This window comes from Ruegeria sp. HKCCA5763, from assembly GCF_013034545.1.
Classification (GTDB): Bacteria; Pseudomonadota; Alphaproteobacteria; order Rhodobacterales; family Rhodobacteraceae; genus Ruegeria.
Genome location: NZ_WQGF01000003.1, coordinates 45433 through 68860, shown reverse-complemented (window position 1 = coordinate 68860; position 23428 = coordinate 45433). Strand labels below are relative to the sequence as shown.

The following is a 23428-nucleotide window of genomic DNA, read 5'->3' as shown; positions in this document are numbered from 1 at the left end:
AGACCTAAGAGATATGGATGACGCGTTCAAACCGTCCCGCCGGGCCTTCCTGAAAGGCAGTGCAGCGGTCGCCGCAGGATCAGTTGCGGGTGCGGCAGTGGCAGACACGCCCGATCCTCTGATAACAGAGCTGCAGGATTGGGCGTCTTACACAGGTGCCGGTGTCGATGAGTCACCTTATGGCATGCCGATCAGTTTTGAATCCCATGTTGTGCGCCGCAACGTGGAATGGCTGACCGCCTCTCCGATTTCGTCGATCAACTTTACACCAATCCACGCGCTTGATGGCACGATCACTCCGCAAGGTTGCGCATTTGAGCGTCATCACTCGGGCGCGATCGAGTTGCGCAAGGAGGATTATCGTCTGATGATCAACGGGCTGGTCGATCGCCCGCTTGTATTTACTTACGACGACATCGAGCGGTTCCCGCGCGAAAACCATGTGTATTTCTGCGAATGTGCGGCGAACACCGGTATGGAGTGGGCTGGTGCTCAACTCAATGGCGTCCAGTTCACCCACGGCATGATTCACAACATGGAATACACCGGCGTTCCGCTGCGGACGCTGTTGCAGGAAGCAGGCGCTGATATCTCACCCGACAAATGGGTCTATGTTGAAGGCGCAGACGCGTCATCCAATGGCCGCTCCATCCCGATGGAAAAAGCACTGGATGACGTGTTGGTGGCTTTCAAGGCAAATGGTGAAGCGCTGCGCATGGAGCACGGATATCCTGTGCGACTGGTTGTTCCTGGCTGGGAAGGCAACATGTGGGTCAAGTGGCTGCGCCGGATCGAAGTCGTCGATATGGCGGTCGAAAGCCGTGAAGAAACATCAAAGTACACCGATGTCTACGCCGATGGCACAGCCCAGAAATGGACTTGGGTGATGGATGCAAAATCCGTCATTACTTCACCCAGCCCGCAAATGCCCATCAAACACGGACCGGGACCCTTGGTCATTTCCGGGCTTGCCTGGTCAGGCCACGGGCAAATTTCGCGGGTTGATGTGTCCAAGGACGGTGGGATTACCTGGGAGACAGCGCGTCTTGGCAAGCAGGGCGACAGCAAGGCTTTGACGCGCTTCTATCTCGACACGAACTGGGACGGAGCACCAATGCTTTTGCAGGCCCGGGCGATAGACGAAACCGGCTATGTTCAGCCGACCAAAGACCAACTGCGCGAAAAGCGCGGAGAGAACTCGGTCTACCACAACAACTGTATCCAGACTTGGTACGTGAGCGCAGAAGGGATCGCTGAGAATGTCGAAGTCTCTTAGTCATGTTTTCCTGCCCGTATTTGGCGGCACAGCGTTGGTGCTTGCGGCGGCTGTGGCTATTGCGAACCGGAATTACGGCCAATCGCAGATAGAAACCCTGGAAACCCGGATCAGCCAGGTTGAGGCGCACGCAGCGAAAGCCCAGGAAAACGCGCAAGCAGAGGCCAGCCGGGCTGCCGAACTGGTGGCCAAGGTTGAAGAAATCCAGACAGCGGCGGCCGAGCGGGTCGCAACCGGGATGAACCTGACCGCACCCGCGCCCAGCCAGGATGGCACTTATGGGCTTGGACGTCCTGCTCTGGAGGAAGAGATCGCGGCATGGGACGTTGACGTCTTGCCCGACGGGCGTGGCTTGCCGGTTGGATCAGGCGATGTCTGGACCGGAGAAGAAGTGTTTGTCGACCGTTGCGCGTCTTGTCACGGCGAGTTTGCCGAAGGTGCCGACAATTGGCCTGTTCTGGCAGGTGGTTTCGATACACTTGCAGATGAAGATCCTGTAAAAACCGTTGGGTCCTATTGGCCGCATTTGTCCACCGCCTGGGATTACATTTCTCGGTCGATGCCGTTTGGTGAAGCGGGCACGCTGACAGCGGACGAGACATACGCAATTGTCGCCTACATCCTTTATTCCAATGATCTGGTGGATGACGATTTCGTTCTCAGCAACGAAAACTTCGCCGATTTCGAGATGTACAATATGGACGGTTTTGTTGTCGATGTTCGACCCGAGACGGAATACGCGGAATGGCGAGAAGAGCCTTGCATGGAGAACTGCAAAACAGAGGCATCGGTTACTATGCGTTCTGTCTTTCTGGTTGAGACGCCACCAGAAGGCGGTTCGAATTCGGTCATGAATGAAGCCAGCGCGGACGGGTTGCCGACGTTCACGGCGGAAGGGCCCTCGTTCATTCCAGCCGCAGCGCCAAAGCCTGAGGAAGAGGCCGCCGCAACACTGGCTGTTCAGGAAATCGAAGAGTCTGACCAATCAGCGGACCTTCTCGCCGCCGGAGAAAAGGTCTTCAAGAAGTGTAAGTCCTGCCATCAGGTCGGTGAAGGTGCAAAGCATAGCACGGGACCAGCGTTGAACGGAATTATTGGGTCCAACGCAGGGTCGGTAGAAGGTTTCAAATACTCCAAAGCTATGAACGCTGCGGCCGAGACAGGTCTCATTTGGACTGATGAAGAAATGGCGGCCTTCCTGACAAAACCCAAAGACTACATGAAAGGCACGCGCATGTCTTTCGCCGGGCTTAAGAAACCAGACGATATTGAAGCTGTGATCGTCTACCTAAAGTCGTTCGGAAGCTGATCATGCGGTGGTCGTTCCTTTTAACCTGCGCAACGGTATTGGTTTCGATCGCTCCATCGACCCACGCAACAGAAGACCTTGGCGACGCGGAAGCAGGGAAAGTGGTGTTCGCCCAATGCCAAGGCTGCCATCAGGTCGGCGAAGGAGCCGAAAACAAAATCGGGCCGCACTTGAACGGTGTTTTTGGGCGTAAGGCCGCAGGACTGGAGGGTTTCAACTACTCCAAGAGCCTTGTGCGCGCGGGCAACTCGGGTCTGGAATGGCACGCTGACACACTGTCCGCCTACATCGAAAATCCACGCGCATTTGCGTCAGGCACGAGGATGAGTTTTCGCGGTTTGAAGGACCCGGAAGACCGAGCCAACGTGGTCGCCTATTTGCGGGCGTTTTCTGACAATCCTCAGGACATCCCAGAAGCGGACCCAACGGCGAAAGGAACGGATCATTCGATCGATCCCGCGATTCTGGCGATACAAGGAGATCCTGAGTACGGCGCATATCTCAGCAGCGAATGTACAACATGCCACCAGATCGAAGGAGGCGATGAGGGCATTCCTTCGATTGTGTATTGGCCTGACGAAGACTTCGTAGTCGCTATGCACGCTTACAAGGACAAACAGCGGCCACATCCAGTCATGCAAATGATCGCCGGGCGGCTGAGCAATGACGAGATCGCGGCATTGGCCGCATACTTCAATAATCCAGAGTGAAAGTGCCTAAGGGGAGGAAACGCGATGACACTCAATAGACGAGTATTTCTTGGAGCCGCCGGGGTCGTGGCCGCCGGGCTATCTGCTCCGATGGTGCTGGCTCAAGGCAAGCCCCGAGTAGTGGTTGTTGGTGGCGGTGCGGGCGGTGCAACTGCCGCGCGGTACATCGCAAAGGACAGCAAAGGAGAGGTCGACGTGACGCTGATCGAGCCGTCTCGGACCTATTACACCTGTTTCTTCTCAAACCTTTATTTAGGAGGTTTTCAGGAGCTATCGGACATCGCTCACAGCTATGGCACGCTTGCCGCGAACTACGGTATCAACGTCGTGCATGATTGGGCCACTGGGGTCGACCGCGATGCCAAGACGGTTTCCTTGGCGGGTGGCGGGTCAATTCCCTATGACAAGCTGATTCTAAGCCCGGGTATCGACTTTGTAGATGGAGCGGTCGAGGGCTGGGACGTCTCGGCCCAGAATAAGATGCCGCATGCTTATAAAGCTGGTTCACAGACAGAGCTTTTGAAAGCGCAAATCATGGCAATGCCCGAAGGTGGTACCTTCGCGATGGTCGCTCCTCCTAACCCCTTCCGTTGCCCGCCTGGGCCATATGAGCGGACTTCGATGGTTGCGCATGTTTTGAAGAAGAATAATCCGACAGCAAAGATCATTGTGGCCGACCCGAAGCCAAAGTTCTCGAAAATGGCGTTGTTCCAAGAAGGCTGGGGAAACAACTATGAAGGAATGGTTGACTGGATCGGCGAAGATTTCGGCGGTGGCAATGTATCCGTGAATCCGGATGCAATGACGGTGACCATCGACGGCGAAGAGACAAAGGTTGATGTCTGCAATGTAATCCCAGCGATGAAAGCCGGCCGCATTGCGGAAATGGCAGGAGTAACCGACGGCAACTGGGCACCAGTAAACGCTGTGGACATGTCCTCCAAAGCCGATCCGGACATATATGTTCTTGGTGATGCCAGCCAGCAGGGTGACATGCCGAAATCCGGGTTTTCGGCAAACAGTCAGGCGAAAGTTTGCGCGAACGCCGTGCGAAGTGCGTTGACCGGGTCTAAAGTATTCCCGGCCAAGTTCTCGAACACATGTTGGTCGCTGATCGATACCAATGATGGCGTTAAGGTTGGCGCAACCTACGAGGCGACACCTGAGAAGATTGCCAAAGTTGACGGCTTTATTAGCCAGACCGGAGAAGATGCCGACCTCAGGAAAGCAACTTACGAAGAGTCTCTTGGTTGGTACGCCGGTATCACGTCGGACATGTTTGGTTGAGGCAATCGGGGGCTTTGACCGGTGTCAAAGACCCCGATGATCAATCTGAGAAAATGCGGTTCAGGAGGAGGACTAAAACCATGAAACACTTTATCGCCGCGGCCGCGTTTTCCACTGTTCTGGCGAGCCAAGGGCTTGCAGAAGAGATCATCACTACCCCCTTCGACGGTAGTTTTGATGACGCGACATTTGCAGTCGAGTCCGCGATTGTGGGACAGGGACTGGTCATCGACTATGTGAGCCATGTTGGGGAAATGCTGAATCGAACAGGCGCAGATGTTGGCAGCGACAAGCAAATATTTGCGGCCGCGGATATCTTCATTTTCTGCTCGGCAAAAATCTCGCGCGAGGTCATGGAAGCCGACCCAATGAATATTGGCTTCTGCCCCTATGGGATTTTTGTAGCCGAAGACGACAATGGTGTGATGGTTGGATACCGAAGCTATCCTGATGGACCAATGCAAAAGGTTCAGACCCTGTTGTCCGGGATCGTAGAAGAAGCCGTTGGGAACTGAAATGAACTACCAGCAGTTTTTTCGTGGTCAACTCGACCAGCTTCAAGAGGAAGGGAACTACCGGGTCTTTGCGGATCTCGAAAGGCAGTGTGGCGCGTTCCCGACAGCGCGTAGCTACGCGGAAAATGGTCCCGAGAAAGTCACTGTGTGGTGCTCTAATGATTATCTGGGGATGGGTCAGCACCCCAGTGTTATTGTAGCAATGCACAAGGTGATCGATGAGTGTGGTGCCGGGGCAGGCGGAACGCGGAATATCTCTGGAACCACCCACCAGCATGTTTTGCTCGAGCAGGAGCTTGCTGACTTACACGGCAAGGACGCTGCATTGCTGTTCACCTCCGGGTACGTCTCGAACTGGGCTGCTTTGGGAACCTTGGCGTCTCGCATTCCTGGCATCACAGTCCTGTCTGACGAGTTGAACCATGCCTCGATGATCGAGGGCATTCGCCACAGTCGGTGCCAGAAGCGTATCTGGAAACACAACGACGTGGCGGACCTTGAAAGGCACCTTGCTGAATTGCCTGCCAATGCACCGAAGCTCATTGCGTTCGAAAGCGTCTATTCCATGGATGGCGACATTGCACCAATTGCCGAGATCTGTGATCTGGCGGATCGCTATGGCGCGATGACCTATTTGGATGAGGTTCACGCCGTAGGGCTTTATGGACCGCGCGGCGGAGGCATTGCCGAACGCGAAGGCCTGATGGATCGGCTAACCGTCATTGAGGGGACATTGGGCAAGGCGTTCGGCGTAGTTGGTGGATACATCGCGGCGTCGAAAGAGCTGGTGGATTTTGTCCGATCCTTTGCCAGTGGTTTTATCTTCACCACTGCATTGCCTCCCGCCGTGGCCGCAGGAGCTGCCGCTTCGGTTCGGCACCTGAAGCAAAGCAATTCGGAACGACATTTGCACCAGCAGCGCGTGCGCGAGGTACGAGACAGGCTGGACGATTTGGGCATTCCGCATACACCGAACCCAAGTCACATCATTCCGGTCATGGTCGGCGATCCGGTCAAGTGCCGCTTCATCTCTGACGTGCTGATGCGTGACTATGGAATCTACATCCAGCCGATCAACTATCCAACCGTCCCCAAGGGAACGGAACGTCTACGGATTACACCTTCCCCAGTGCATTCCACCGAAGACGTGGATCGACTGGTATCTGCTTTGGGTGAATTATGGACGCAATGTCAATTGGCCCGCAGGCCAATGGCCGCGCAATGACAATGACAGCTTGACCGAAGACAAGGACGCGCAAGCAACGAAGTGAGAGTTTCTGTTGATGGAAAGGCTCATCGATTTGTTGGGAGACCCTGGCGCTTTGGCATTTGGCGGTGCGCTTGTTGGTATCCTGTTCGGCGTGATGGCCCAGAAGTCTCACTTTTGTTTGCGAGCGTCGACCATCGAAGTCGCCGAAGGCGAGCTTGGTCCTCGCCTGGCGGTTTGGCTGATCGCCTTCACCGCAGCGCTCACCTTAGTACAGGCCTTTGTCGCGTTTAAGTGGTTGAACCTTTCCGAGACACGCGCGATCGCGTCGACGGGCAGCCTTAGCGGAGCAATAATTGGTGGGGCGATGTTCGGCGTTGGAATGGTTCTGGCGCGCGGGTGTGCATCTCGCCTGTTGGTATTGGCCTCCTGCGGTAATCTGCGCGCCTTGATTACTGGATTGGTTTTAACCTTAGTGGCTCAGGCTGCTTACACGGGCGTTCTTAGTCCTGCCCGCGAATTGCTTTCCGGGATCTGGACTGTCTCAGGAGGCGCCTCGAGAGATCTTTCAGAAATACTTGGATTTTCACCAGTGGCTTATACAGCCGTTGCAGCTTTGGGGTTGGTTTCGGCAATTGCATTTGCGTTCCACCGGCGAGTTGCGCCTATCAGGATCATAACAGCCGCCGGCGTTGGTTTGGCGGTGGCGCTTGGCTGGTTGATGACATTTGCGATCGCGCAAGCATCTTTTGACGTCGTGCCCGTGTCGTCAGTCACATTTACCGGACCGGCCACGGATACACTAATGAGCTTGGTTGCGGAGAGGAACGTTGTTTTGTCTTTTGGTATCGGCCTTGTTCCAGGCGTAGCAATTGGTGCCGCAGGCTCAGCCCTAACTGCAGGGGAGTGGAAGATCGAACGGTTTGGCCCGGATACTCCGATGGAACGCTACCTTGTTGGAGCTGTCCTCATGGGGTTTGGAGCCATGCTGGCCGGGGGTTGCGCTGTGGGCGCAGGGCTTTCGGGAGGGTCCGCCCTGTCATTGACGGCGTGGCTTGCCGTTTTCTTCATGTGGGTAGGAGCGATCAGCACGCATAAGTTATTGAGGCGAATACCTGTTCCTCAAACGTCCTGAGTCATTCGAATTCCATTTGTTCAAATACTCGCCCGGCATTTTTTGTCGCCAGTTCCTCAAACGTGTCCAAATGGGCGAAAGGTGATTGATCGACATAGTAAGCCTCGGTCAGATCGCCGCCGGCATCCATATGCTCTTTGATCTTGCCGCGCAGATAGATCAGGTAGTCGCGTGTATAACGGCGCACCTGATCCATGTTCGTCGGATGACCATGTCCGGGGATGACGTATGTGGCTCCCAAAGCTTCGAACTCGTTGTCCCAGGTCTCAAGCCAATCCGCAGTATAGGTCTCTTGAAAGATCGGTAGCATTCGCTCGTGAAACGCCATGTCACCCGCGATGACAAGGCTTTGGTTCGGCAGCCAAACCGATATATCACCGGGGCTATGGGCCGGCCCGAGATATTTGGCCTCAATCCGGAAATCACCCATTTCAACAACGTATTCATCCTCGAATGTCTCGGTTGGGCCTGCCAGGACGGTTCCTTCCGCCTTGTCCTGATTGTACCGTTGCATTCCTTCAAGGATCTGAGAGCCATATTCCTCGAATTCAGCCGCAGCATCCGAATGGGCGATGATCGGAATACCGAGCTCTGACCAGTATGCGTTGCCAAGCATCGCGTGCCCCTGACCATTCTCGTTGAAGACAAGCTTAACCGGCTGATCCGTGATTGCCTGAATTTCTTGGTGAAGCGCTTCAGCAAGCCCATAGGCCGCGCCGCCGTTTATAACGACCACGCCCTCCCCGGTTACGATAAAACTGAGATTGTTGTTATGACCAGAGTTCTCGTAGGTCGGCGGTGCGGTTGCACCAATGGCGGAATAGACGCCGGGGATGTATTCGACCGGTTTGGAATACAGCACACTTTGAGGGTATTGGTCTGCAATATCCTCGCTTGCCCAAGCTTGTGTGACCAGGGCCAAGACAATCGCCAGCGATCGCATCTTTATGGCTCTCCAATGTACTTATAGGCAGACCCAGTCTTCTCGACCCGGCCGATTCCACCATTCGGCAGGTGGAAACCAATTGTTTTCATTTGCCCGTGGGAAATCTGATCCAGCAACGAATTCCGAGTTGCTGCGGCCGCCTGTGGATCCTGATCCGTCCCGCTGGGCCAGTCGGGGCGTTCAAAAGCTACGTGTGGATTTCCCAACGCGTCGCCGACAACCATCACGGATTCACTGCTGCTGCGAATTTCAAACGCCATGTGACCGGGCGTGTGTCCATAGCTTGCGCGCGCGGCGATACCGGGAAGGATCTCTTGCCCGTCGTCAAAGAACGCGACCTGATCCTCAATTGCTGCCATACGCCGCTTTGCGCCTACTGCGAACGCAGCGCGATCTTCTCCAATGGTATCCACTGTTGAGGGGTTCCACCAATAATCCCACTCATTACGGCCAAAGTGATGCGTAGCGTTCGGGAACAGAAGGTCGTCGAAATCATCCAAAACGCCCCAAATGTGATCCGGGTGCGCATGGGTGAAGATCACGTGCGAGATGTCTTCGGGCGACAGGTTGGTTGTTTCAAGAGCTTCCAGAAGCTTACCAGAAGTGGGCATGAAATCTGGCCCAGCTCCCACATCGAACAGCACCGTGTTTTGATCATCTCGATAAAGCGCCACGTTGCACTCTGGCTCGTATTTGGTCGCGTCCACCTTGTAGTTGTCCAAAAGCTGCCTGAGTTCTGCCTGCGGCATGGCGCCAAAGACCATATCCGGAGGCAAGGACAGGTACCCGTCTGATATGGTTGTCATGCGAGCCGAAGCACCGAGTTGTAACTCTGCCCTCACGAACCTGGATTGTACTCCAAGCGCTGCGATACAAGCGGCGCTACACAAGAATCTGCGTCGTGAAAATGCATCTCCATTCATACACAATCAATAAAATGAATGTTTTGATTTGTAAATGAGTAAAGATGCAGATGGATGGAATTCCGCCAAGCTATCTGCGGGCGGGGGCGATTTGCAGATCAGCTTTTGGTCTCTCCCTTAGGAGCTCACAAGCGAGATTGGATCGCGAATTGTTTTGGGCAATCGGTGCGAATTTCTTTGGGCTGCTGCGCGTAAAATTTCTAAATGATTTTGAGAAGCGACGCGAACACCTACGCGGCATCCTACACGCTTGTGGGTTTGCACATAACATTTCGTGCACCGCAAAAATTTGCGTAGTTTGTCCATAGTTTTGCGCTGCGTGATTGTGTGCATTAGCGGTGAATTGAATCAGTTTTGGCGTAGTCGTTGCGGTTATGGTCCTGTGCGTTGCTCGATGCCGCAAAGGGCCTCCTTAAGGAACCTTGGATTCTCGCGAAGGTCTGCGATGCGTAGAAAGCGGACTTTGCGAAGTCTAGCTTGAGCCCAAAACGGAAATGCACTGAATTCAAGTACAATTGACTTTTGCGGCTTTCGGATAAAAGGGTTGTGAGTTTCCTTCTTTAATTCGAAGTACCCAAAATCATGCCAATGTGGGAGTGCTGACTATGAAAACAGCGGTTGTGACCGGCGCTGCAGGAGGGATGGGTCAGGCCATCTGCCGCCAACTGCGGGCAGATGGGTTCCACGTGTTTGGACTGGACCTCAACGAGGAGGGCCTAGGTGAAATGGCAGCGGAGTTAGGTTCGGATTTCACGCCTATCTGCGTTGACTTAACGGATCCCATTGCTATCGCTCATACGTTTGATGGAATTAGGTCAGAGTATGGCGGTCTAGATGCTTTGGTAAACAACGCGGGCACCTGCTTCATGTCTGACTTCCCGCACATTCTGCCCGAAGAACTCGAACAGCAGATGGCAATCAACTTTAACTCTGCATTCAATTGTTGCCAGCAGGCGGTTCAGTTGATGTTGGAACGCGAAGGCGTCAAGAAGATTGTAAACATCTCATCGAATGGAGCTTACAATTTCGATGTGTTCGACCCTCCCCATTACCGGGCGTCAAAGGCTGCGATGGATACCCTAACGAAAGACCTCGCCCGTCGATATGCACATGAAAAAATCTGCGTAAATTCGCTGGCTCCTGCCATGACTGAGACACCGTTGTTCAATGTCTTAACCAAGGACGTCTTGGAGAAAGCCGTTAGTGCCATGCCGCATGGTCGCGCGATGCTACCTGAGCAAATCGCCTCTTGGGTTGGTTTTCTCATTTCGCCGGCTGGTGACGTTTCCAGTGGAAATGTGATTGTTCTGAACCAAGGGCGCGACGTCAGATAACTCTGAGGTGCGACATCACTTTTTGGGAAAATGGTCCACAGCTTGGGATCAACGGTAGACTTCTGGAGCTTTCTTCAGAACGGGCCACTGCTTTGGACAATGCCCGTAAATTACAAATGCATCTCGCTCGGATGCCAGACGCATCAACCTGTCTGCGCTGGCAATCGCTGAATCCTCGTCCCAAGACCCGGCAAACTTCTCGTCGATTTCTGTTGGTCGGGAAATCGCATCACTGGTTAGTAAAACCGTCCCTGACGGAAGATCGACCATTACCGCGATCTGGCCAGGCGCATGACCGGGTGCCATCAAAACGAAGATACCTGGCGCAATCTCTACGTCGTCATCAACAACCAGGTAATCCTGATCGGGCCATTCCAAAGGCCGCATATCGCCCCAGTACAACGGGCGGGGTAAGGCTCGCTCCGCAGCAGAGATAAGAATTGGACTGCTTGGAAAGTCGCCCAAAGCGCCGATGTGGTCGATGTGGGTGTGCGTACAAATCTGTAGTGTAATGTCTGACGGAGTAAGCCCGAGTTTTGCCAGTTGTGCGCTTGGCAGGTTGTCTGGTTCACACTTCAAGACCTCGCCGAACTCGTACAATCGATCTTCTTTGACTGCGGCGTCGGTATCGGTCGCGTATTTTTCGGGAAATCCAGTGTCGATGAGTATAGCTTCTCCCAAATCTGTCCGAACGAGAAACCCGCAGATCCCTATGATACGGCCAGTGGAATGGACCTTGAACAGACCGTAGTCCAAAACTGCTAGGTCAATCGGTCGCCCTTTGACAAATCCCTTTGCTTGCACAGACTCTCTCCCGGATTAACTAAAAGGATTTTGAGTAGAGCATGAAAGTCAAGATACACACACTTTTTCAATACCTACTGGATACCACAGAAGCGGATCCAGATGCCTTCATTGGGTTTTCCTTGTCCGCGTCGCCGCTTTTGGGTGAGTTCATGGATGCGCTGGATCCAGCGCTGCCGTTGGATTGGAACCAAAAGAGCTTTCGGGGTCTGCCTGCTTTACGACGACATGTCTTGGACCGCGCTGGCTTGTCTGATGTTTGCAAGCCAGACGACGTCCTGATCACCGCTGGCGCAGCAGAAGCCAATTATCTTGCATTCATGCAATTGGTCCAACCGGGCGACGAAGTCGTAACGGAACGCCCGGGCTGGCCACAAGCGGGCGTATTGGCAGAGGCAGTTGGCGCGACGCTAAAAGTTGTCGACCGAGAAGAAAGCTCTGGTTGGGTATTGCCGCTAGACGAAGTTGAGTCCGCAGTAACAGCGCGCACGCGGCTCATCTTTATAACCAACCCCAATAACCCCACCGGGCAGTTGATGACACAAGCAGAGCTGGAAAGGCTTGTCCAAATTGCAGATCGCGTCGGCGCTTGGCTGGTTGTTGACGAGGTTTACGCGGGATTGGAGTGGGACGGGTCTCGCGCCCCTTCGATCGCCGGTTTGTATCCTAGGGGTATCACGACGGGCAGCGTTTCCAAGGCATTGGGTCTTCAAGGGCTGCGCACCGGCTGGATGATATGCCGTGATCCTGATCTGATTTGGGACGCTATTGTTCTGCGGGAAAACTCTAGCGAGATTATGAATATTCTCGGCGAAGTTATTGCCGAAATTGCCCTGCGGCCTGACCGATACAATCAGGCTATAAAAACTGCGCGGGCAGCAGGGATTGAGACACTGGAAAGCCTTGATCGGTATGTTGCCGATCAGCCCCGCCTGAATTGGGTCAAACCTCAGGCTGGATTGATTGGATTGGCACGGCTCGACGGGATTGATGGCGATGTTTTTGCCAAACGCTTGCTCGCCGATCCCTATCGGACATTTCTTTTGCCGGGCTCGTCTTACGGGATGCAAAACCACATCCGACTGGGTGTGGGGGGAGGGGCTGCTGCCAACCTTGACCTTGGCCTAGAGCGCATGGGCGAACTGTTGGCGAACTGGTAGACATAAGACACACATTTCGGTTTCTCGGTCTGCAACGCCGGTCAAAAAATGCCGTCCGCTCAAAGCTGATACTAAGCTCAATTGTGGTGCAAGTTCACCCGCCATGTGCTGACAGCTTTTCTGCTAGAATAGCGTTGGTCGCGCGCTAGTTCGAAGATGGAACAACCGATTCATAACCAAGGTTCGAAATGACAGGTTGGACAACTGAAAACGTCCAAGACTATCCGCGACCACCTGCGCTACGGGCTGTACCCCATCGGATGCGGATCGAACTCGGCGGTCAAACCATCGTGGAGACCGATCAGGCGTTTCAGGTTCTCGAAACCCATCACGCCCCTACGTATTATATCCCGCCGCAAGACATTGATGCCGTTCTGACAAAGACCTCGGGTAAATCGTACTGCGAGTGGAAGGGTGTTGCGAGCTACTGGGACGTTCAGAGCGGGGCGGCCGCGGCAAAGAAAGCTGCGTGGAGTTATGCTGCACCAACCACCAGATTTGAACAGATTAAGGGCTATCTCGCCTTTTACGCCGGACTTATGGACGCTTGTTTTGTTGGTGAGTACCGGGTGATCCCGCAACCCGGGGACTTCTATGGAGGCTGGGTCACCGAAAACTTGAAGGGTCGCATCAAAGGTGCTCCGGGAACGGAATTTTGGTGAGTATTGATGACCGACCCTAAAACCTCGCCTTCCCCTTTGGCTGTTCCTACAAGCCGTTTGGTCCGTGTTGCCGGTTTGAGCGGCATGACGGCAGGCATTGCGGGGAACGTGGCAGTCCGCGCGCTAAGAGAGATCGGTCGCGGTGCGCGACCCGATATGCGTGGTTTGCTGATGACACCCGGCAACGTGACACGCGTTGCGGATCAGCTTGCGCGTATGCGTGGGGCCGCGATGAAGGTGGGTCAGTTGATTTCGATGGATGCAGGTGAGGTCTTGCCGTCTGAACTGGCTGACATCATGGCGCGACTGCGAGATCAGGCGCATTTCATGCCGCCGAAACAATTGCGTGACGTCCTGAACCGAGCCTGGGGTCCAGATTGGCGAAAATCCTTCCAAGCCTTCGATGTAAGGCCCATGGCGGCAGCGAGTATCGGGCAAGTACATCGTGCGACATTGAAAGACGGGCGCGATGTGGCGATCAAAGTGCAGTATCCGGGAATAGCTCGTAGTATCGACAGCGATGTGGCCAATGTCGCGGCTCTGGTTCGCATGTCAGGTTTGCTTCCCAAGAGCTTTGATCTGGATCCGTATATCCAAGAGGCGCGAAGTCAACTGCATGAAGAAACCGATTATGAACGCGAGGGACAGCACCTGCGCCACTTTGCTGACCTCTTGCAGAATGATGAAGCGTTTGAAATCCCGGAGTTCTATCCAGATTGGAGTACGCCAGAAGTTCTAACGATGTCCTTTCTGGAAGGTCGCCCTATCGAAGCCGTGGGTGATGCGACCAGCGAGGACCGCAATCGAGTCTCAGAAGCCTTGGTCCAGCTCACGCTGCGCGAGGTTTTCGAGTTCGGGATCATGCAAAGCGATCCGAATTTTGCCAACTACCGATACAACCCATCCAATGGAAAAATCAGTCTCTTGGATTTTGGCGCGGCACGCGCACTGCAACCATCTGCAATAGATGGATATGTGGATCTGTTGCGCGCCGGTTTGCTTGAAGACGGTGCGGCGCTTCGTAAGGCTGCTATACAACTGAAGCTTATTGAAGGTGATGGCCCATTTGACGACCGAATCCTTGGAATGATCCGCAGCGTTTTTGACGCAATCCTATCCGAGAATGAATTTGATTTTTCTGATCGAACGCTCTCCAACCACCTGAACAAAGAAAGTATGGCCCTGGCCGCGGCCGGGTATATCCCGCCCCAGCTGCCAATGGACATTCTTTACCTTCAGCGAAAGATTGGGGGTATGTTCTTATTAGCCACGCGATTAAACGCCTCGCTTCCCGTGAAGACGCTTCTTGAAAAGTACGTCATCTGAACGACCACAATTTACTCCAAACCAGCAAGCCGAACAATTACAAACCAGTGTCACCGATATGCGCGACCAACCCAAAACAATGCGCAAGTGCGATGCGAATGTTGCCAGGCTCGGGTTCGAGAACCCCTTTGACGAACCAAACCCGGCTTTAGAAATGACCATCGTGTAAGTTGATCACGTCGACGAACCCGTCCTGTTAACCGGCTCCGCTCCGACCCGATACGCGATCCTCGAAAACGTCGGCCTTAGGGGCAGGAAAATCCGGTATGCAAGCTCTAGCAGAGGCGTTACCCCCGGAATGCTTGCCACACGTGCTAGCCAACGCCATTTGGGTAAAGTGCCCCAGAGTTCCGTGAACCCGCGCGCACCGGATACAAGTTCTCCATCTGGTCGACGCACAGTGAATCGATCCATTGCTTCTTGCCGCGTTAGATTTGCATCAATAAGAGCATTGGATTTTGAAACGTCAACGAACCGCACACGTTCAGCGCCCTCGCAAGAAGCATAGTGCCTGATCTCAACGGAGCAAAGTGGGCAAGATCCGTCGTAGTACACCGTAGTAAGAGATTGACCGGCATCATCAGATGTGAGCGCAACCTCATCATTATCCGAATTGTACATTTTGTTTGGCCTTGTCTCTTGGGTTTCGCCCATACGTTCGCAAGAGCTAGCGCAAAAACCGAAGAAACGAGGGGTCACCAGCTGCACTCAGGTGCGTTATGAAGCCGCAACTAAGGATGCTGTCAGCCAAACTTAACGCTTTGGACGCGCAAACAAGATGGTTCTGTTTGAATATTGCTTTCTCTCGTTTGCAGTGATCTTGGGGGTGAATGGTTTGGGGTGCACTGCCAAGAATGCCGACGCTGCTTTGCAGCGTAAAGTTCGTCGGGGTGGTCTCTTTAACGTGTGCTCAGAAATCAGACGTTCGAACAAAGTAGAGTTTGGCTAACCCGTTTCTTTGCTTGGTGTTTTAGAGCTCGGAGCCGTCACTATTCGATTTCACGTTTGCCTAGGTCCCGTACTCCTGGCCAAGCTCTCATCAGTGAGTTCGCGGCAACTTCCGACCTTCAAGTGCCTAAGGCCAATTGCGTCTGTGCAAATGCCACGTCAACAGCGAAATGCGGAGGAGATTGGAACAAAGATCCATTGTTTGCGGCCATGCGTACAATATTTGAAAAACGGAGGTATCGTGCAGGTCGTTTGGTTCAAACGGGATTTACGGGTAAATGATCACCCGGCACTGGCGCAAGCGTCCGAGGTCGGAACAGTTCTACCACTCTATGTGGTTGAGCCTGAGCTTTGGCAGCAACCCGACGCGTCAACACGGCATTGGAACTTTGTTGCTGAGACAATCGCGGGACTGCGAAAAGACCTTGGGGAACTTGGCCAGCCTCTTGTTGTGCGCACCGGGCAAATTGTGTCGGTCCTATCCGAGTTGAAGGATCGTGGTCTAGTCGACGTACTTTGGTCACACGAGGAAACAGGAAATAACTGGACGTATCAGCGGGACCGTCAGGTCGCGGCATGGTGCAGGGATCATGGTGTGCAGTGGCACGAAGTGCAGAACCACGGCGTTTTTCGCAGGCTCAAGTCTCGCGACGGCTGGGCGGAAGGTTGGGACAAGTTTATGGCATTGCCCGTTTCGTCACCAGTTGCGCTAGAGCCTATCGACATAGAACCGGGGTATATTCCCACGGCGCGCGATCTCGGCTTGCGGGATGATCTGTGCGTTGGTCGTCAGGTCGGGGGACGAGCTGCGGGTTTGGAACGGCTGAACAGTTTTCTGACCCGCCGTGGCAAAAGATACCAACGCCAAATGTCCAGCCCCTTGGCGGGGGCCGTCGCGTGTTCGCGGCTGTCGCCCCACTTGGCTTGGGGCGCGCTTTCGATGCGCGAGGTATCGCAAGCGACTGAAAGGCAAAGACGCAGATTGCCGCCGCAAGCAAAGGACTGGCGCAAATCGCTTCGCTCGTTCTCGGGCCGATTGCATTGGCATTGCCATTTCATTCAGAAACTCGAGGATGAGCCTCGAATTGAGTTTGAAAATCTGCATCGGCTCTACGACGGGCTTCGACCAAAAGCGCCAGATGGCGCGCTTTTGGCTGCTTGGTCCAAAGGCGAAACGGGATATCCGTTTTTGGACGCATGCATGCGGTCGTTGCAAGCAACGGGGTGGCTCAATTTTCGGATGCGCGCAATGGTGATGGCGACTGCGAGCTATCATCTTTGGCTGGATTGGAGAGCCCCTGGTCAGCATTTGGCGCGCATGTTTACCGACTATGAGCCGGGCATTCACTGGAACCAGGTGCAAATGCAATCAGGCACCACCGGCATCAATACCGTGCGCATCTATAATCCAGTTAAGCAGGGATATGATCAGGATCCAGAAGGGGTGTTCATTCGGACATGGGTGCCGGAACTGGCCGATATTTCGGATCGGCACATCCACGAACCCTGGAAAGCCCCGGACGGGAAACACGTCATCGGAGCGCATTATCCAGAGCGTATTTTTGACCATCTCGCAGCAGCCAAAGCCGCGCGCGAGCGGGTGTGGGGCGTCCGCCGGAGTGCGGTGTTTCGCTCGGAAGCGCGCGACATCGCGACAAAACACGCGAGCCGAAAGACCAGACGGACTGCGCGCAAAGATGCGCGGTCGTCTCAAGATCAAGAGCAACTCGGCCTGCCTTTGGGGGACAAATGATGAGGATGCGGAAGAAAGCCGATTTGCCCCAGAAAATCTGCCCGGTCTGCCAGCGCCCTTTCACCTGGCGCAAGAAATGGGAAAACGTTTGGGATCAAGTGAAATACTGCTCGAAGAAATGCAGGTCGGCCGCATGACCGAGATTTTTCCCGAACTTGCAGAAGCGAAAGAGACGTTCAGTTTCAAGCCCACACGAACCCATGGCCTTAAAAGGTTGAAGCAGTTCGTGGGACGCGCCGGTCGCCATTATGCGGGTAAGCGGAACTACGATTTTGGGACCGATCAGCGCAGCAATGTATCGGGTTTGTCACCTTGGCTGCGCCACCGTTTGATAACGGAACAAGAGCTACTGGCAACTGTACTAGCGTCCCGTAATTCCGACGCGGCGGAGAAGTTCGTACAAGAAGTGTTCTGGCGCACATACTTCAAAGGCTGGCTGGAACAGCGGCCCAGCGTCTGGGCACAGTATCAGCGGGATCTGTTGAACGCTTGTGAGAGGCTGGCAAATGATGCGGGTCTAGACAACCGTTTCAACGATGCAGTGAATGGCAATACCGGCATCGACTGTTTCGATCATTGGGCACGGGAACTGGTGACGACCGGCTACCTTCATAACCATGCGCGAATGTGGTTTGCATCCATCTGGATTTTTACACTCCGCATACCCTGGCAGCTTGGCGCGGATTTCTTTTTGCGGCATTTGCTGGATGGCGATCCCGCGTCGAACACGCTGAGTTGGCGATGGGTTGGCGGATTGCACACGAAAGGCAAAACCTACCTCGCGCGTCCGGACAATATTGCCAAATACACCGACGGACAGTTTCAACCAAAAGGCCTCGCCAAATTCGCGGAACCTCTGACCGAGACAGCAGAACACCCGTTCATTCCGCTTCTGATGCCGCAAAAGCCCCCAGAGGGCCCTTACCTTATGCTTTTGACCGAGGATGATCTGACAGGTGAATGCGTAATGCCGGCATCGCCTGCTGCCGCGATTGGACTTTTGGCGACGCATGGCCGGTCTCCGAACCCGATTGCAGGCGCCGTAACGGATTTTGCCGAAGGCGCGATGAACAGCGCCCTGGAACCTCACGGAAAGCGCCTGCAATCCGCCGAGGATTGGAGTGGTCCGTTGATCGAGGCAGCACGGAATGCCGGTGTCAAAACCATTGCGACAGCCTATGCGCCTGTCGGTCCCACTCGGTCACGATTGGATCGTGCGGAACCCCTATTGAGGGACGCTGGTCTGTCTTTGAACCGGATAATACGACCTTACGACGCTGTGACATGGACTCATGCAAAGGCCGGATTCTTTGGTCTTCGAAAGAAGATCCCGTCGATTCTGGGCCAATTGAACCTGGCCAGCCAATTAAGGCCATAGCCCGTGTCCACTGCCGCTCTTCTGCTTCCCAATCAATTGTTTGCGCAACACCCGGGTCTGGTCGCCCGCCCAGACACTGTTGTTCTTTTTGAAGACCCGCTGTTTTTTGGCGATGCGTGTTATCCGGCCAAGATGCACAAGCAAAAGCTGTGGTTGCACCGTGCCTCTATGGCGCGCTATCGCGATAGCTTGGTCGCCAGAGGATTTGATGCAGCGATTTGGCCCTTTGAGCGGCAATCGGGAGCATGCCTGCGCCTGTTTCAAAGTCTGCGTGACCGCAGTGTCAGCAGAATAGTCATGGCTGATCCGGTAGACTTCATTGCAGAAAAACGCTTACGGGCAGCGGCTGGCAAAACCAATATCACGCTCGATATCCTGCCATCGCCCGGCTTTTTGAACACTCAAGCCGACAATCTGGATTGGTCTGCCAGTCGCAAACGCTGGTTCATGGCAGAGTTCTACGAAAGCCAACGCCGCCGCTTGAATGTTTTGATGGACGGCGATCAACCAACTGGCGGACAATGGAGCTTTGACGAGGAAAACCGCAAAAAAGTGCCCAAGGCGCTGTTGGGCAGCCTGCCTTGGATCGATTGGCCCGCCCATGACGCCGTTGATGAAGCCGCAAAAGCAAGTGTTCTTGCTGAGTTTCCAGATGCACTGGGCAGCTTGGATAAGTTGTATTATCCGACATCGCACAAAGCTGCGTCCGATTGGCTGGCGCAGTTTCTGGAACGGCGGTTCAATCACTTTGGCGACTATGAAGATGCCATTGTTGAGGGCGAAAACTGGCTGTGGCATGCCGTTCTCACGCCTGCTTTGAACATTGGATTGCTGACACCAAGACAAGTTTTGGATGCTGCCTTGGCGCATGCGGATCGCAAGGGCATTCCCCTGAATTCAGTAGAAGGTTTCATCCGCCAGATCATTGGCTGGCGTGAGTTTATGCGCGCGACATATGAAAGCCTGGGTGTACCGATGCGTACGACAAATCATTGGGGTCATCACCGCGCCATACCCCGCGCATTCTACGACGGAAGCACTGGCATTGATCCGCTAGACGACACAATCAAAAGGGTGCTTAGGACAGGGTATTGCCACCATATTGAACGTCTCATGGTTCTGGGCGGTTTCATGTTTCTGTGCGAGATTGATCCCAACGATGTCTATCGCTGGTTCATGGAAATGTTCGTCGACAGCTATGATTGGGTTATGGTTCCCAATGCCTACGCGATGAGCCAGCATGCCGATGGCGGGTTGATCACCACCAAGCCGTACTTTTCGGGTTCAAACTATGTTCGCAAAATGAGCCATTGGGGCAAGGGGCCCTGGGCCGATATATGGGACGGTCTATATTGGCGCTTTATCCTGAAACACAGCGATATACTGGCTGGCAATTCCCGCTGGGCGATGATGTGCCGTACGGCTGAGCGCATGTCGCCAGAGGTCAAAACCAAGCATGTATCGACGGCTGAAGCCTTTCTGGGACGGATGGAATGAGCATGAACTCTATGGTGGCGCATGACGGATATTGAGGTCGCATCCAGTGATCAGCTTTGGGACTGGCTAAGCACGCATTTTGCCCAGCGTGAGAGCGTCCGACTGATCACGTGGAAGGCCGCACATCCACAGAAATATGTCAGTCGGGACGAGGTGCTGGATGCGCTTATTGCGCATGGTTGGATTGATGGAAGACGATTTACAGTCGACAAAGACCGGACGGCGCAACTTATCAGCCCGCGAAAACAACAAGCGTGGTCTAAAAGTTACAAGGACAGAGCAGAGCGCCTCAGGCAAAACGGCTTAATGCACCCCGCAGGAGAGGCTTCTATACAAGCCAGTAAAGCGTTCGGGCTTTGGAATTTTTTTGACGACGTCGATGCCCTGATCGTTCCAGATGATTTATCAGTTGAATTGGACCTAGATAAATGGGAGCAATTGCCCCCGTCTTACCGACGCAACGTCCTGCGGTGGATTAAGGTCGCAAAGAACCCAACAACGCGCCAAAGGCGGATCAATAAGACGGTCGCAACCACGCACGCTGGTGAAAGAATGCAGCAAATGTAGCGCCGTCAGGTCTGTTCTGGGTTCCCAATCGGAGCTTGAGCTTTCGTATCGAAACGGAGCAATGCAGCCAAAATTATGGTTTAGATCAGCCGCCTCGGAAGTCGCCGTTTGCTTACGCAATGTACTTTCGTATTTGCAGAACCACAGTCCAAGTTCGAAGCCTACTCACCTGGAGGCTTGGCGGAGATGTCAATCATAGAAGTGGACGTTGGTCGCGATGATGCGTTCGTCGGCTTGCGTCATGTTTTCTGAGTCTTGGCAGCGTTTGTTCTAGCACCCGTTTTCGTGGCGGCTTTCACAAAGCCTACCCGATTTAGCAAGAAAATTGATTGAAAATGAATGATGACGACACGGCAAATTTATGTGTTTACAATCGAGCAATAGTGAAAGTTCATTTCGCATTGCGACGTCTAAGAGAGGCTTATGAGTTTGTCATCAGCGTCTCTTTTGGTTGGCGAAATCCAGGTTTCACCAGATACCACGTCCGAAGAAACGAGCTGCGTGAGCCGGCCTGATGGATTTTGGCCTTATCTGCTGCGCGGAGCTGGTCCTTCGTATTCACTGCTAGTCAGGTAATTTCAGGTTGGAGGGTACGACATGGAATTACCAACACTGACCTACGAAATGATAGCCGTACTGAGTCTATTGTCTTTTACGGTCTTTCTTTTTGTTACCGAGATTATACGGATCGATGTTGCAGCAATTCTTGTAATGGTACTGCTTGGCGCACTGAGCTATCTGCCGGGGCTAGGTAATCTAGCCGATATCTCCAAGCTCTTTGAAGGTTTTTCCTCGAACGCCGTGATGTCCATCATCGCAGTAATGGTAATTGGGGCTGGGCTTGATAAGACTGGACTGATGTCAAAGGTCGCGGCCTTGATCCTCAAGAATGGTGGCACGACTGAGGCTCGGATAATTCCCATAACATCAACAACGGTTGGTGTCATAAGCTCCTTCATGCAGAACGTTGGAGCTGCTGCGCTTTTTCTGCCTGTTGTTAGCCGCATCTCGGCACGTACGGAAATCCCGATGAGTAGGTTGCTGATGCCCATGGGGTTTTGCGCAATACTGGGTGGTACGATCACCTTAGTCGGGTCGTCGCCTCTTATCCTGTTGAATGACCTGATTGTATCGGCAAATTCATCCCTTCCGGCTGACCAACAAATGGAGACATTTGGGTTGTTTTCAGTCACGCCTATCGGTGTGATGCTGGTGCTGACGGGGGTGCTTTACTTTGTGCTTTTTGGTCGTTGGGTCCTTCCAGCGCAGCGGGAGCGTGGAGAAGACGCAAGCTCGGCTCGGTCCATGCAGACCTATGTCGAAAACACCTACGGGCTTAGGGCCGATATGTTCGAAATACGTGTCCCTGAAGGCTCGATCATCATCGGGCAAACGCTTGCGGATTTAATGGTCGCCCATAACATGTACATTCTTGGCACATCCTATCGCGGCCACAAGGTCATCGCGCCGATGGCTGATACCAAGATCGAAGCGCCAGCGCGGCTTGCAGTACTTGGCCTGCGCCGGGTGGTTGCGCAACAGTTCGCTGAGCCTTACGGCTTAGAGATACTTCCCCAACTAGATGTCTTTGCGGATGATTTCGCCGCGACCCAATCGGGCGTGGCTGAGGTTGTTATCCCGCCCGGTTCATCGGTTATTGGCCAAACTCCGATTGATCTGCGCCTGCGTCAGACACACGGTTTGTCTTTGTTAGCCATTCAGCGTGGTGAAGAAACACTGAGCCACGTTGAAACCGAAGATCATGCTGCAACGCATATCGGGCAAGTCCCTTTGCAGTCCGGTGATACGTGTGTGGTTCACGTGCAGTGGGACCGCCTGACACGGTTGAAGTCGGACAGGGATTTTGTCGTTGTAACTTCGGATTTTCCCCAGGAAGAGCTACGGCCACACAAGGTCGGATGGGCGCTCGCCTTCTTCCTAATAGCGTTAAGCTTAATTCTGTTCTCTGATCTGCGCTTGTCATTGTGCCTGTTGATCGGCGCTATTGGGATGGTATTGAGCCGGGTGCTCTCGATTGACGAAGCCTACGAGTCGATTAGTTGGAGTACAGTTTTTCTACTCGCTTCGCTGATCCCGTTGGGCCAGGCAGTTCAAAACACCGGCACAGCGGATTGGATTGCAGCGCATGTGTTGGCCCTCCTTCAAGGGTGGCCGATATGGTCGCTGCAAGCAGGAATCGCCGTTTTGGCAACGGCGTTTACGCTGGTCATGTCCAACGTAGGTGCAACTGTTCTGCTGGTGCCGCTAGCAGTTTCTATTGCCGTATCGGCGGGTGGTAACCCGGCTGTATTTGCTCTCACCGTGGCAATTTCAACGTCCAACTCGTTTTTGATCCCAACACACCAAGTGAACGCGTTGATCATGGGTCCAGCAGGCTACCGGGTGGTCGATTTCGTTCGCTCAGGTGGAATCATGACTCTCCTTTTCTTGGTTGTCTCAATGACCGGGCTTGCCCTTTTCTTCTGAGCCGCCTCTCGGCGGTCCGAACAGATCTGCTCTGCTTCAACTCAGGCGAACTCATAAATGAGGTTTTTGAGACCAAACTTTAGTGTTGGAGCAGAAGATACGAGACCTTCGCAATGAGTACGTTTGCTGCGATGGAGCGAAGAAAAGCGTCGAACTCATACAATCATGAAGTCGATATACGCGGGAACTGGACCGATTTTGTTT

The 23428-nt window shown here is 53.8% G+C and carries 21 protein-coding genes; 17 read left to right on the top strand and 4 right to left on the bottom strand.

Translation table 11 applies throughout. The features are described 5' to 3' along the window. Positions 1-13: 13 nt before the first annotated feature. From soxC to GOV89_RS06810, 7 genes are all read left to right on the top strand, one after another. A complete protein-coding gene (gene soxC, locus GOV89_RS06840) occupies positions 14-1276 on the top strand; it encodes a sulfite dehydrogenase (RefSeq protein ID WP_171181845.1) in 1263 nt (420 codons plus the stop codon). Further along, a complete protein-coding gene (locus tag GOV89_RS06835; protein WP_171181843.1) occupies positions 1260-2585 on the top strand; it encodes a c-type cytochrome in 1326 nt (441 codons plus the stop codon). Before soxC ends, GOV89_RS06835 begins: the two co-directional genes overlap by 17 nt. Positions 2586-2587: 2 nt before the next feature. Continuing rightward, on the top strand, positions 2588-3295 hold the full coding sequence (locus tag GOV89_RS06830; protein ID WP_171181841.1) for a c-type cytochrome: 708 nt from the start codon (positions 2588-2590) through the stop codon (positions 3293-3295). Between the two features lie 24 nt (positions 3296-3319). Beyond that, positions 3320-4582 (top strand): NAD(P)/FAD-dependent oxidoreductase, encoded by a 1263-nt coding sequence (locus GOV89_RS06825; RefSeq protein ID WP_171237872.1) that lies wholly within the window; start codon positions 3320-3322, stop codon positions 4580-4582. 80 nt (positions 4583-4662) lie between these two features. Beyond that, on the top strand, positions 4663-5097 hold the full coding sequence (locus tag GOV89_RS06820) for a DUF302 domain-containing protein (RefSeq protein WP_171181837.1): 435 nt from the start codon (positions 4663-4665) through the stop codon (positions 5095-5097). Between the two features lies 1 nt (position 5098). Beyond that, positions 5099-6322: a 5-aminolevulinate synthase gene (gene hemA / locus GOV89_RS06815; protein ID WP_171181835.1), complete on the top strand. Its 1224-nt coding sequence runs from the start codon at positions 5099-5101 to the stop codon at positions 6320-6322. Positions 6323-6380: 58 nt separating this feature from the next. Beyond that, the gene (locus GOV89_RS06810) at positions 6381-7439 is read left to right on the top strand and encodes a YeeE/YedE family protein (RefSeq protein ID WP_348540158.1); all 1059 of its coding nucleotides are present in this window, start codon (positions 6381-6383) and stop codon (positions 7437-7439) included. Position 7440: 1 nt separating this feature from the next. Here the strand turns inward: GOV89_RS06810 and GOV89_RS06805 are convergent, their stop codons facing one another. After that, positions 7441-8382, bottom strand: coding sequence for an MBL fold metallo-hydrolase (locus GOV89_RS06805; protein ID WP_171237871.1), 942 nt, complete (start codon positions 8380-8382; stop codon positions 7441-7443). Positions 8383-8384: 2 nt separating this feature from the next. After that, entirely contained in the window at positions 8385-9191 is an 807-nt protein-coding gene (locus GOV89_RS06800) for an MBL fold metallo-hydrolase (RefSeq protein ID WP_245223326.1), read from the bottom strand. A gap of 722 nt (positions 9192-9913) precedes the next feature. Here GOV89_RS06800 and GOV89_RS06795 point away from each other — a divergent pair. Further along, on the top strand, positions 9914-10642 hold the full coding sequence (locus tag GOV89_RS06795) for an SDR family NAD(P)-dependent oxidoreductase (RefSeq protein WP_171181827.1): 729 nt from the start codon (positions 9914-9916) through the stop codon (positions 10640-10642). 48 nt (positions 10643-10690) lie between these two features. Here the strand turns inward: GOV89_RS06795 and GOV89_RS06790 are convergent, their stop codons facing one another. Next, positions 10691-11446, bottom strand: coding sequence for an N-acyl homoserine lactonase family protein (locus GOV89_RS06790; protein WP_171181825.1), 756 nt, complete (start codon positions 11444-11446; stop codon positions 10691-10693). Between the two features lie 41 nt (positions 11447-11487). On the opposite strand from GOV89_RS06790, the gene GOV89_RS06785 reads away from it, so the two are divergent. The 3 genes from GOV89_RS06785 (at position 11488) to GOV89_RS06775 (ending at position 14594) form a co-directional block, all read left to right on the top strand. Next, complete coding sequence (locus GOV89_RS06785; RefSeq protein WP_171181823.1) at positions 11488-12606, top strand: pyridoxal phosphate-dependent aminotransferase; 1119 nt, start codon at positions 11488-11490, stop codon at positions 12604-12606. Between the two features lie 188 nt (positions 12607-12794). Next, positions 12795-13268: a DUF427 domain-containing protein gene (locus GOV89_RS06780; protein WP_171181821.1), complete on the top strand. Its 474-nt coding sequence runs from the start codon at positions 12795-12797 to the stop codon at positions 13266-13268. 6 nt (positions 13269-13274) lie between these two features. Further along, positions 13275-14594: an AarF/ABC1/UbiB kinase family protein gene (locus tag GOV89_RS06775; protein WP_171237870.1), complete on the top strand. Its 1320-nt coding sequence runs from the start codon at positions 13275-13277 to the stop codon at positions 14592-14594. Positions 14595-14768: 174 nt separating this feature from the next. Here the strand turns inward: GOV89_RS06775 and GOV89_RS06770 are convergent, their stop codons facing one another. Then, positions 14769-15215, bottom strand: coding sequence for a thiol-disulfide oxidoreductase DCC family protein (locus GOV89_RS06770; RefSeq protein ID WP_171181817.1), 447 nt, complete (start codon positions 15213-15215; stop codon positions 14769-14771). A 568-nt stretch (positions 15216-15783) separates the two neighbouring features. Here GOV89_RS06770 and GOV89_RS06765 point away from each other — a divergent pair. From GOV89_RS06765 to GOV89_RS06740, 6 genes are all read left to right on the top strand, one after another. Beyond that, entirely contained in the window at positions 15784-17295 is a 1512-nt protein-coding gene (locus GOV89_RS06765) for an FAD-binding domain-containing protein (RefSeq protein WP_371810608.1), read from the top strand. Continuing rightward, complete coding sequence (locus GOV89_RS23035) at positions 17292-17432, top strand: DUF2256 domain-containing protein (RefSeq protein ID WP_170575390.1); 141 nt, start codon at positions 17292-17294, stop codon at positions 17430-17432. Before GOV89_RS06765 ends, GOV89_RS23035 begins: the two co-directional genes overlap by 4 nt. Then, entirely contained in the window at positions 17372-18673 is a 1302-nt protein-coding gene (locus GOV89_RS06755) for an FAD-binding domain-containing protein (RefSeq protein ID WP_348540156.1), read from the top strand. Before GOV89_RS23035 ends, GOV89_RS06755 begins: the two co-directional genes overlap by 61 nt. Before the next feature lie 3 nt (positions 18674-18676). Further along, on the top strand, positions 18677-20170 hold the full coding sequence (locus tag GOV89_RS06750; protein WP_171237869.1) for a cryptochrome/photolyase family protein: 1494 nt from the start codon (positions 18677-18679) through the stop codon (positions 20168-20170). A 21-nt stretch (positions 20171-20191) separates the two neighbouring features. Then, positions 20192-20737, top strand: a complete 546-nt coding sequence (locus tag GOV89_RS06745) for a YdeI family protein (RefSeq protein ID WP_171181809.1) — start codon at positions 20192-20194, stop codon at positions 20735-20737. Positions 20738-21334: 597 nt separating this feature from the next. Further along, on the top strand, positions 21335-23224 hold the full coding sequence (locus GOV89_RS06740; protein ID WP_171181807.1) for an SLC13 family permease: 1890 nt from the start codon (positions 21335-21337) through the stop codon (positions 23222-23224). The last annotated feature ends 204 nt before the right edge of the window (positions 23225-23428 follow it).

Bases quoted from the DNA above. Each gene is read 5' to 3' on its own strand.
- soxC (WP_171181845.1), top strand. From the start codon at position 14: ATGGATGACGCGTTCAAACCGTCCCGCCGGGCCTTCCTGAAAGGCAGT.
- GOV89_RS06835 (WP_171181843.1), top strand. From the start codon at position 1,260: ATGTCGAAGTCTCTTAGTCATGTTTTCCTGCCCGTATTTGGCGGCACA.
- GOV89_RS06830 (WP_171181841.1), top strand. From the start codon at position 2,588: ATGCGGTGGTCGTTCCTTTTAACCTGCGCAACGGTATTGGTTTCGATC.
- GOV89_RS06825 (WP_171237872.1), top strand. From the start codon at position 3,320: ATGACACTCAATAGACGAGTATTTCTTGGAGCCGCCGGGGTCGTGGCC.
- GOV89_RS06820 (WP_171181837.1), top strand. From the start codon at position 4,663: ATGAAACACTTTATCGCCGCGGCCGCGTTTTCCACTGTTCTGGCGAGC.
- hemA (WP_171181835.1), top strand. From the start codon at position 5,099: ATGAACTACCAGCAGTTTTTTCGTGGTCAACTCGACCAGCTTCAAGAG.
- GOV89_RS06810 (WP_348540158.1), top strand. From the start codon at position 6,381: ATGGAAAGGCTCATCGATTTGTTGGGAGACCCTGGCGCTTTGGCATTT.
- GOV89_RS06805 (WP_171237871.1), bottom strand. From the start codon at position 8,382: ATGCGATCGCTGGCGATTGTCTTGGCCCTGGTCACACAAGCTTGGGCA.
- GOV89_RS06800 (WP_245223326.1), bottom strand. From the start codon at position 9,191: ATGACAACCATATCAGACGGGTACCTGTCCTTGCCTCCGGATATGGTC.
- GOV89_RS06795 (WP_171181827.1), top strand. From the start codon at position 9,914: ATGAAAACAGCGGTTGTGACCGGCGCTGCAGGAGGGATGGGTCAGGCC.
- GOV89_RS06785 (WP_171181823.1), top strand. From the start codon at position 11,488: ATGAAAGTCAAGATACACACACTTTTTCAATACCTACTGGATACCACA.
- GOV89_RS06780 (WP_171181821.1), top strand. From the start codon at position 12,795: ATGACAGGTTGGACAACTGAAAACGTCCAAGACTATCCGCGACCACCT.
- GOV89_RS06775 (WP_171237870.1), top strand. From the start codon at position 13,275: ATGACCGACCCTAAAACCTCGCCTTCCCCTTTGGCTGTTCCTACAAGC.
- GOV89_RS06770 (WP_171181817.1), bottom strand. From the start codon at position 15,215: ATGTACAATTCGGATAATGATGAGGTTGCGCTCACATCTGATGATGCC.
- GOV89_RS23035 (WP_170575390.1), top strand. From the start codon at position 17,292: ATGATGAGGATGCGGAAGAAAGCCGATTTGCCCCAGAAAATCTGCCCG.
- GOV89_RS06755 (WP_348540156.1), top strand. From the start codon at position 17,372: ATGGGAAAACGTTTGGGATCAAGTGAAATACTGCTCGAAGAAATGCAG.
- GOV89_RS06745 (WP_171181809.1), top strand. From the start codon at position 20,192: ATGACGGATATTGAGGTCGCATCCAGTGATCAGCTTTGGGACTGGCTA.
- GOV89_RS06740 (WP_171181807.1), top strand. From the start codon at position 21,335: ATGGAATTACCAACACTGACCTACGAAATGATAGCCGTACTGAGTCTA.